Genomic DNA, 7700 nt, shown 5'->3' on the forward strand with positions numbered 1-7700 from the left:
AAGGCCAAGGTTCCGCCTGGGGGTCGCGCACGCCGCGGCGGCGTCGTTCATCATGCTCGTGCACGCGGTGGAAACCGAAGTTTCTCTACAGGAGGTTGCAGAGAGCGCGGGGGAACTACCGAGCGCTCGGACTGGAGGAGCTGAATGCGCGGCATACTGAACGGGCGCCTCGGCCGGCGCCAGTACTGGGCCATTCTGGCTGCCGCGGCGCTGGTCTGCGCGAGCGCCGCCCTCGTCCTGAAGCTGCAGACGGGCCTGGCCGCCGGCCTTCTGTGGCTCGGCGCGGCGGTGGGGCGACTGCACGACCTCGGCCGCAGCGGTTGGTGGGCCGCGGGGCTGCTGGCGTTCGACGCCGGCGCGCTGATGGCTGCGGCGATGGTCGGGCCGCTGATGGTGGGTCCGATCGCCTATCTGGGCGCGCTGCTGCTGATCGCCTGCGGTGTCTGGCTGGGCGCGGCGGACGGCGAGGCCGGCCGGAATCGCTTCGGGCCCCCGCCCGGGGAGCAAGGCGGCGCGGCCGCCGCGTGAACGTGCAGCCGCGGATGGCGCGGCAACCCGCCTCCGGAACGGGACTCTGCGCTGCGGGTTGAGGAACTGCAGCGGCCAGGATTCGTCCGAGACGCCGCAGCAGGGCCCCGCCGCGCCGCAAGCGCGACGGGGCCTCGTCGTTCAGGGGGCAAACTCATGTGGATTACTCAAGGCCAAAGGGGGTTTTTGGCGATTACGCCGCATTGACGCCAAACGGCTGAGTTCGACTGAGTTCCGGGCATCGAGGGAGGCAACCATGCTGCGGGGAGTTTCCCGCCTGATCACCCGCCCGGCGGCGGGGCCCATCGCGTCGCTGGCGGCGATCGCCCTGGCCGGAGCGCTGGCCGGCAGCCTGGTGAAGGCGCACGAGGAGGAGCGCTTCCTCAAGGCCCGCATCGCGGCGCTCGCGACCCGGGACGCCTCCGCGTTGCAAGGGGAGCTGGTCAGCTGTGGCGCGGCGCCCAGGAGCTACGGCGACCAGGCCGCGGCCGCGCGCCCGGCGCTCGGCGAGGTCGGTCCGGGGGCCGTGCGGGGCCCGACCGGGCGGCGAGAGCTCGCCGCCGAACTGGTCGCGCGCCCGCCGGCCGGCATCGATCTCTGCGCACGCATGGAGAGCGCCGACCAGGCGGTGATGAAAGCCCTGGATCGGAAATGAGCCGCAGACGCGCGATCGCCGCGAGCCTGGCGGTCGGGTTGGCCGTCAGCGGCTGCGGCGACTGGCCCATGCGGCCCACGAGGCTGGCGTCCCCGCCGCCTCCGCCGCCGAGAGCGCCCGCCGCCGAGAAGGTGGTCCGCGTGCGCGTGCCGGTCCCGGTCCCGATCAAGTGCGTGCCGGACGAGCTCGGGGCGCCGCCCGCCTATCCCGACAGCGACCAGGCGCTGCGCGCGGCCGGCGGGGCCGCGGACCGCTACCAGCTTCTCGCCGCCGGCCGGATCCTGCGCGACGAGCGGCTTGCGAAGCTGGAGGAGGTGGTGCGCAAATGTCGTCAGGCCGCGCGTCCCTCGGTGCCGTGATGCTAAGGCGACGCCGCAACCTGATCCGCTAGCCGATTGAAAAGCCTAGCCATGGTTGCTCGATCTGCGTAGCGATTCGGGGGAACGCAGTCGGTTTCGCGCAGTTCTTAGGGCCATGCCGAGGTTCTACTTCCACACCGAGGATGGGCGGCGGTACCCGGACGAAGAGGGGACCGAACTGCCGGACGTCGAGGCGGCGCGGACGGAGGCGACTCGCATCCTGGCGGAGCTTCTCAAGGAACAGCCGCGCGAGCTCTGGGACACCGGACGCCTGCGGGTGGAGTTGACGGACGAATGCAGCCGTCGGGTGCTGGCGCTCGCCGTCTCGCTCAACTCCGAGACGGCCTGACCTTGGCTGTGGCCGAAGCCGCACCCGGAGAACCGCAGGGAATCCGCCGGATCGAAGACCGCATTTCAACGTTCCGTCGGCATGCAGAACGGTCAAGACGAACTGGCCCGTCTGGTGGCCCAGCTGCGGCGCGCGGTGATCCGCAACGAGTTGCACCGCGGCCCCGCGCCCGAGCGGCGGGCGGGGCGCAAGCGCCCGCCGGCCGACGACTGAGCCTCAAGAGGCTGCACGGGCGTCAGGCGGTGAGGATCGCCGCCCAGATGGCGGCGCCGGCGATCGCCGCGCCCAGCGCCATGCCGGCGAGCATGCCCAGCAGGTAATCGCGCGGGGGAATCGGCGTCCAGCCCACGTGCGAGGTCTAGGCGAGCCCCGGACCGGCTCGCCAGCGCGCGCGAGTTGCAGGCCGGCTCAGCGCCCTGAAAAGGCGATCAGGCGCGGATCGGCAGGGCGGCTTCGGCGAGATCGAGCCAGGCTTCGGCGATCTCGCAATACGCGCTGCGCTCCAGGTCGGTGCCCGCCATGGCGATGAGCTGGAAGGCTTCCTGGGCCCGGCTGACATACCGCAGGGCGGCGCTCTCCCCACGGCTTGGATTCACCTCAGGACGCGGTGCGGGAACTCCCGGAAACCGTTCGATCTTGGCCGACATTTCGGCCCTCCGATCAGGCGGGAGCGCACGCGGGCGCATCTCAGTCGCCGGCCGCCCGTTGCCTCTGCCGACGATGCGAAAAAGCCTACATCCGAAATGAGGTGGCGTCCCCCGGAATCGCGGCCGGATCGCGCGGCGCGTGCCGAGCCCGAGGGAGTGGGCTACAAGGGCGGCATGGCCGAGGGCGCATGCGACGTCTGGTTCTATCACCTGGAGCGGACGGGGCTCGACCAGGCGCTCCCCGAACTGCTGGAGAAGACCCTGCAGCGCGGCTGGAAGGCGCTGGTGCGCAGCGCCGAGCCGGGGCGCATCGAGCATCTCGACGGCTGGCTCTGGTCGTACCGCGACGACAGCTTCCTGCCGCACGCGGCGGCGGGCGAACCGGACGCGGCCCGCCAGCCCGTGCTGCTCTCCACCGGCTTCGACAATCCAAATCGCGCCGAGGCCCTCTTCCTGCTTGATGGCGCAGAACCGGGCGAGCTCTCCGACTTCGCCCGCTGCCTGGTGCTGTTCGACGGCGCCGACGAGGGCCAGCTGGCGGCCGCACGGGCGCTCTGGAGCCGGCTGAAGGGGCAGGGTCTGCCGGTCGCCTACTGGAAGCAGCAGGCCCGCGGGTGGGAGAAGCAGGCATGAGCCGGGGCGTGGCGGCCGCAGCGTGGCTCCTGCTTCTGCTCGCCGCCTGCTCGATCGCGCCGGAGGACCTCGCGCCGGCGCCGCCTGCGGCGCCCGCAGCGCAAGTCGCGCCGCCGCCCGCGCCGGCTCCGTCGCCGCTGCCGGTCCCGCCGCCCCCCGCGCCGCCCCGCGACGCGTGCGGCGCCTCCGAGGTGCAGAACCTGATCGGCCATCCGCGCAGCGAGATCCCGGTGCCGATCCATCCGGAGCGGCAACGCGTCGCCTGCACCACCTGTCCGATCACCCAGGACTACCAGCCGGGGCGGCTGAACTTCTTCTTCGACGCCCAGACCGGGCTCATCAAGCAGATCCGCTGCGGCTAGATCGGGAGTCCCAATTCGCGCAGCAGGGCGAACCAGGCGGCGCGGCCCTGGGCGGCGTCGAACTTCTCCACCGCCGTGGCGCGGGCGGCGGCGCGCAGCGGCCTTGCGGCGTCGGGCTCCCGGCAGGCGGCGATCAGGGCATCGGAGAGGGCGGCGACGTCGAAGAACGGCAGCAGCCTGCCATTCACCCCGTCCTCGATGGCGTCGTGCAGCGGCGCGGTGTCGGAGGCGATCACATAGCAGCCGAGCGCCATCGCCTCGATCACCGACCAGGAGAGCACGAAGGGATAGGTGTAGTAGACGTGTGCGGCCGACAGCCGAAGCGCCGCCTGCATGCGCGCGTGCGGGATCGAACCCAGGAAGTGGACGCGCTCCGGATCGAGATCCAGGCCGCCGGTGCAGTACTCACGCCAGGTGAGGCCGTCGGGGGGAGACCCGGCGTAGCCCTTCTGGACGTCTCGGCCGATCACGAGCACCTGGGCGTCGGGAACCTCGGCCAGGACGCGGGGCAGGGCGCGGGCGAAGATGTGCAGGCCGCGCAGGGCCTCCAGGTTGCGGTTCACATGGGTGATGACCGGCGTTCCCGGCGCGATGACCCCTCCGTCGTCGAGCGCGAAGGGCTCGGCTGGGCCGGGTTTGATGGCGGCGACGTCGACGCCCTCGTGGATGACCCGCGTCTTCGGCTGGAAAATCGCCGGCAACGTCGAGGCCTGGAACTCGGTCGGACAGACGATGGCGTCGGCCTCGCTCATCGCCAGGTTCATGGTCAGATTCTTCGCCTTCAGCCGCAGGAACGCGAGCTCGTCCGGCAACGGGAACTCCGGGTCGAAACCGACGTCCAGATCCGCCCGGTAATAGAACTCCGGGAACAGCACCTGCCGCGCGTCCGGATAGACCTCGTCGAGGAACAGGGTCTCGCCCCAGCCGGTGTGGCCGATGATGACGTCGGGAACGAAGCCGGACTCCACGGCCCGGCGCGCGGCGTGGTAGGTAAGCTCGGCGCGGATCAGGTCGGACTCCGGCCGGACGGCCAAGGTGTAGATCCCCTCGGTGCTGCCGCGCGGGGGCGAGTAGCGCAGCATGGCCACGCCCGGCACGCCGGGCGCGTGCTTCTGGCCGAACGCGACGCAGCGCACGCCCCTCTCCATGAGCGCCGTCGCGAGGTCGCCGAACTGGCCCGGGAAGTTGTTGTGGATGAAGAGCACATTGCCCGCCATGCGCGTCTTCTGCCCGCGCCCGGCGCGGCTGTCACCCCCGCGGCGCCGGCCACGGCGTGGTGCGGATGAGAGGACTCGAACCTCCACGCCTTGCGGCGCTGGAACCTAAATCCAGTGCGTCTGCCAGTTCCGCCACATCCGCCTGGCGCCTGCCATCGCGGGCGCGGGCGGCGGCGTCAAGCCCGGCAGGGCGTTGCGGGCTTTGCGCTTGGAGCCCGCAGGCCTGCGTGACATAAGGCGCGCTCGCGCCGGACTGGACCTTTGACGGCGCTTGTCCTTTCATCAGCACGACCCTGCGCGGCCCTCCGCGGAGGGCGCCGGAATCCCGAGAATGTCCATGCAAGTCGTTGAAAAATCCGGCGAAGGCCTGAGCCGCGTGTGGGGCGTGACGGTCCCGGCGCAGGATCTGACCGACCGGCTGGAGGCGCGGATCGCCGAGATCACCCCGACGCTGCGCATCAAGGGCTTCCGGCCGGGCAAGGTGCCGACAGCGCACGTCCGCCGGCTCTATGGCAAGGCGCTGATGAGCGAGGTGGTCGAGCAGACCCTCTCGGAGAGCACGCAGAAGGTGCTGGAGGACAGCAAGGTGCGGCCCGCCGGCGAGCCGGACCTGAAGCCGGAGACCGACCTCGCCGAGGTCATCGAGGGACGCGCCGACCTCGCCTATGAGATCGCCGTCGACGTGATGCCGGAGTTCGAGCCGGTCGATCCGGCCAAGCTCAGCCTGACGCGTCCGGTCTACGAGCCCACCGACAAGGAAGTGGACGAGGCGCTGGACGAGCTCGCCAAGCAGAACCGCACCTATGTGCCGCGGACCGGCAAGGCCGTGAAGGCCAAGGACGGCGACATGGTCGTCATCGACTTCGTGGGCCGGGTCGGCGGGGTGGCGTTCGAGGGCGGCACGGCCAGCGACGTGGAGCTGGTGCTGGGCTCCGGCCAGTTTATCCCGGGCTTCGAAACGCAACTCGTGGGGGCCAAGCCGGAGAGCGAGCTGACCGTCAAGGTCACCTTCCCGGAAACCTACCAGGTCGAGACGCTGAGGGGCAAAGACGCCGAATTCGAGGTGACTGTGAAGGAGGTCAAGGCCCCGGTCGAGGCCAAGGCCGACGCGGCGCTCGCCGAGCGGCTCGGGGTCGAGAGCCTCGAGAAGCTTCGCGAGCTGATCACGACCAACCTCGAGCAGCAGTACGCCAGCGCCACCCGCTTCAAGCTCAAGCGTGCGCTCCTGGACCAGCTCGACGAGAAGCACGATTTCCCGCTGCCGCCCAAGATGGTGGAGGCCGAGTTCGCCTCGATCTGGCAGCAGGTGCAGCAGGACAAGGAATCCGGCCAGCTGCCGGAGGATGACGCCGGCAAGAGCGACGCCGAACTGCAGGCCGAGTACCGCAAGATCGCCGAGCGGCGCGTGCGGCTCGGGCTGGTGCTGGCCGAGATCGGCCGCCGCAACAACGTGGCCGTCACCGAAGCGGAGCTCGCCAACGCCATGCGCCAGGAGGCGCTGCGCTACGGCGCCCAGGCGCAGCAGGTGTTCGACCTGTTGCGCAACAATCCCAACGCCCAGGCGCAGCTGCGGGCGCCGATCTTCGAGGACAAGGTCGTGGACCTGATCGTCGAGAACGCGAAGGTGAAGGACAAGAAGGTGTCCAAGGACGATCTGCTGAAGGAGGAGGAGCTGCCCGCCGGCTACGGCGGCTGAACCGGCCGCGGGGCGCGCTGAAGGATCGCAGCTAAGCTGTGGAGGTTGTTGACAATTTGGCCACAATTGCGGGCCAATGTGGCAGGCGGGACGCAAGCCAGGGTCGCGACAGATGCCGCTCGCCAGTGAGACCGTAACCCTCGCGGGCAGCGGCCTCGTCTTCGTCAACTCCTACTCGGCGAACGTCACCGACGCCTTCCGCAGCGCGGTGATCAGCGCCGAGAATTTCTTCCAGTCGCACTTCAGCGATCCCGTCACCATCACGGCGAATTTCGACCTCGCGCCGCTGGCCGCGGGCACGGCGGCGCACAATTCGTTCTTCACCATCCGCACCGGCTACGACGCCCTGGTGGGCGCGCTCAGGGCGCACGCGACGACAGCCGACGACTTCCTGGCGGTGAACGGCCTGCCGGCGTTCGATCCCTCGATGGGCGTGGGCTTCGAGGTCGCGACGCCGGAAGCCCGCCTGCTCGGCCTGAGCAGCCTCACCAACGCCGCCGACGTCTCGGTCACGCTGAATAGCAACCTTCCCTGGAGCTTCGGGCAGGACGCCGTCGGGGCGATCGAGCACGAGATCTCGGAGGGCGCCTTCGGTCGGATCGAGAGCCTCGGCATCCAGGACACCCGCTGGGCGCCGCTCGACCTGTTCCGCTTCACCGCCGCCGGAGCGCGCGACTACACCGGCGGACGGGACGGGCTCACCACCTTCTTCGGCGTCGACGGCGCGCATCTCAGCAACTTCGTCTTCCACAACGCGGTGAACGCCAGCGGCGTCGACGACGGCCAGGACCTCGGGGACTGGGACTTCACGGCCGGCGACGCCTTCGGGGCCGGCGGGCCTGCCGATCCCGGCTCGATGTCGGCCACCGACCTGCAGGTGCTCGACGTGCTGGGCTGGACGCCGAACACCGCCGCGGCTTCGAGCGGCGCCGGCGGCGCGACCGCCGGCGACGACAACCTGACGGCGCGCGCCGGGGCGACGGAGATCCATGCCGGGCCCGGTGACGACACCGTCACGGGCTGGGCGGGCGGCGACTACCTGCGTGGCGACGACGGGAACGACTCCATCCAGGGCGGCTCCGGCTTCGACGACATCAACGGCAACAAGGGCGACGACACGATCGACGGGGGCGCGGGCGGCGGCGACTGGCTGGTGGGCGGCCAGGGCGACGACCTGATCACCGCGCACGCCAGCCAGAACATCCTCTACGGCAACCTCGGGAACGACACCCTGCACGCCGGCTCCGGCGGCGA

The 7700-nt window shown here is 70.7% G+C and carries 11 protein-coding genes and 1 tRNA gene; 9 read left to right on the forward strand and 3 right to left on the reverse strand.

What is annotated here, in order from left to right; translation table 11 throughout:
* The first annotated feature begins 144 nt into the window (after positions 1-144).
* The 5 genes from Q0W60_RS11900 (at position 145) to Q0W60_RS11920 (ending at position 2104) form a co-directional block, all read left to right on the forward strand.
* Complete coding sequence (locus Q0W60_RS11900; protein ID WP_297695838.1) at positions 145-528, forward strand: DUF805 domain-containing protein; 384 nt, start codon at positions 145-147, stop codon at positions 526-528.
* A 256-nt stretch (positions 529-784) separates the two neighbouring features.
* Positions 785-1183 (forward strand): hypothetical protein, encoded by a 399-nt coding sequence (locus Q0W60_RS11905; RefSeq protein WP_297695840.1) that lies wholly within the window; start codon positions 785-787, stop codon positions 1181-1183.
* Complete coding sequence (locus tag Q0W60_RS11910) at positions 1180-1542, forward strand: hypothetical protein (protein ID WP_297695842.1); 363 nt, start codon at positions 1180-1182, stop codon at positions 1540-1542. Before Q0W60_RS11905 ends, Q0W60_RS11910 begins: the two co-directional genes overlap by 4 nt.
* 115 nt (positions 1543-1657) lie before the next feature.
* A complete protein-coding gene (locus Q0W60_RS11915; RefSeq protein WP_297695844.1) occupies positions 1658-1891 on the forward strand; it encodes a hypothetical protein in 234 nt (77 codons plus the stop codon).
* An 81-nt stretch (positions 1892-1972) separates the two neighbouring features.
* Positions 1973-2104 (forward strand): hypothetical protein, encoded by a 132-nt coding sequence (locus tag Q0W60_RS11920; protein WP_297695846.1) that lies wholly within the window; start codon positions 1973-1975, stop codon positions 2102-2104.
* A 215-nt stretch (positions 2105-2319) separates the two neighbouring features.
* On the opposite strand, the gene Q0W60_RS11925 is transcribed toward Q0W60_RS11920, so the two are convergent.
* Positions 2320-2538: a hypothetical protein gene (locus Q0W60_RS11925; RefSeq protein WP_297695848.1), complete on the reverse strand. Its 219-nt coding sequence runs from the start codon at positions 2536-2538 to the stop codon at positions 2320-2322.
* Between the two features lie 174 nt (positions 2539-2712).
* Here Q0W60_RS11925 and Q0W60_RS11930 point away from each other — a divergent pair, with 174 nt between their 5' ends.
* Together Q0W60_RS11930 and Q0W60_RS11935 are read left to right on the forward strand one after the other, a co-directional pair.
* Positions 2713-3171 carry a DNA polymerase III subunit chi gene (locus tag Q0W60_RS11930; RefSeq protein WP_297695850.1) on the forward strand — a complete coding sequence of 153 codons (459 nt, stop codon included), beginning with the start codon at positions 2713-2715 and terminating at the stop codon, positions 3169-3171.
* On the forward strand, positions 3168-3533 hold the full coding sequence (locus Q0W60_RS11935) for a peptidase inhibitor I78 (protein ID WP_297695851.1): 366 nt from the start codon (positions 3168-3170) through the stop codon (positions 3531-3533). The genes Q0W60_RS11930 and Q0W60_RS11935 overlap by 4 nt, the downstream gene beginning before the upstream one ends.
* On the opposite strand, the gene Q0W60_RS11940 is transcribed toward Q0W60_RS11935, so the two are convergent.
* On the reverse strand, positions 3530-4750 hold the full coding sequence (locus tag Q0W60_RS11940; protein ID WP_297695852.1) for a glycosyltransferase: 1221 nt from the start codon (positions 4748-4750) through the stop codon (positions 3530-3532). The two genes, Q0W60_RS11935 and Q0W60_RS11940, sit on opposite strands and share 4 nt — an antisense overlap.
* Positions 4751-4807: 57 nt before the next feature.
* Positions 4808-4892: transfer RNA gene (locus tag Q0W60_RS11945), tRNA-Leu, on the reverse strand.
* Positions 4893-5087: 195 nt separating this feature from the next.
* Here Q0W60_RS11945 and tig point away from each other — a divergent pair.
* Entirely contained in the window at positions 5088-6446 is a 1359-nt protein-coding gene (tig, locus tag Q0W60_RS11950) for a trigger factor (RefSeq protein WP_297695854.1), read from the forward strand.
* A 112-nt stretch (positions 6447-6558) separates the two neighbouring features.
* Positions 6559-7700: NF038122 family metalloprotease (locus Q0W60_RS11955; protein ID WP_297695856.1), on the forward strand; the 1142-nt coding region annotated here is incomplete at its 3' end.

Origin of the sequence: Phenylobacterium sp. (genome assembly GCF_025934275.1) — a bacterium.
Taxonomy (GTDB): domain Bacteria; phylum Pseudomonadota; class Alphaproteobacteria; order Caulobacterales; family Caulobacteraceae; genus Phenylobacterium.

Coding starts and splice junctions, on each gene's coding strand:
- Q0W60_RS11900 (WP_297695838.1), top strand. CDS start 145: ATGCGCGGCATACTGAACGGGCGCCTCGGCCGGCGCCAGTACTGGGCC.
- Q0W60_RS11905 (WP_297695840.1), top strand. CDS start 785: ATGCTGCGGGGAGTTTCCCGCCTGATCACCCGCCCGGCGGCGGGGCCC.
- Q0W60_RS11910 (WP_297695842.1), top strand. CDS start 1,180: ATGAGCCGCAGACGCGCGATCGCCGCGAGCCTGGCGGTCGGGTTGGCC.
- Q0W60_RS11915 (WP_297695844.1), top strand. CDS start 1,658: ATGCCGAGGTTCTACTTCCACACCGAGGATGGGCGGCGGTACCCGGAC.
- Q0W60_RS11920 (WP_297695846.1), top strand. CDS start 1,973: ATGCAGAACGGTCAAGACGAACTGGCCCGTCTGGTGGCCCAGCTGCGG.
- Q0W60_RS11925 (WP_297695848.1), bottom strand. CDS start 2,538: ATGTCGGCCAAGATCGAACGGTTTCCGGGAGTTCCCGCACCGCGTCCT.
- Q0W60_RS11930 (WP_297695850.1), top strand. CDS start 2,713: ATGGCCGAGGGCGCATGCGACGTCTGGTTCTATCACCTGGAGCGGACG.
- Q0W60_RS11935 (WP_297695851.1), top strand. CDS start 3,168: ATGAGCCGGGGCGTGGCGGCCGCAGCGTGGCTCCTGCTTCTGCTCGCC.
- Q0W60_RS11940 (WP_297695852.1), bottom strand. CDS start 4,750: ATGGCGGGCAATGTGCTCTTCATCCACAACAACTTCCCGGGCCAGTTC.
- tig (WP_297695854.1), top strand. CDS start 5,088: ATGCAAGTCGTTGAAAAATCCGGCGAAGGCCTGAGCCGCGTGTGGGGC.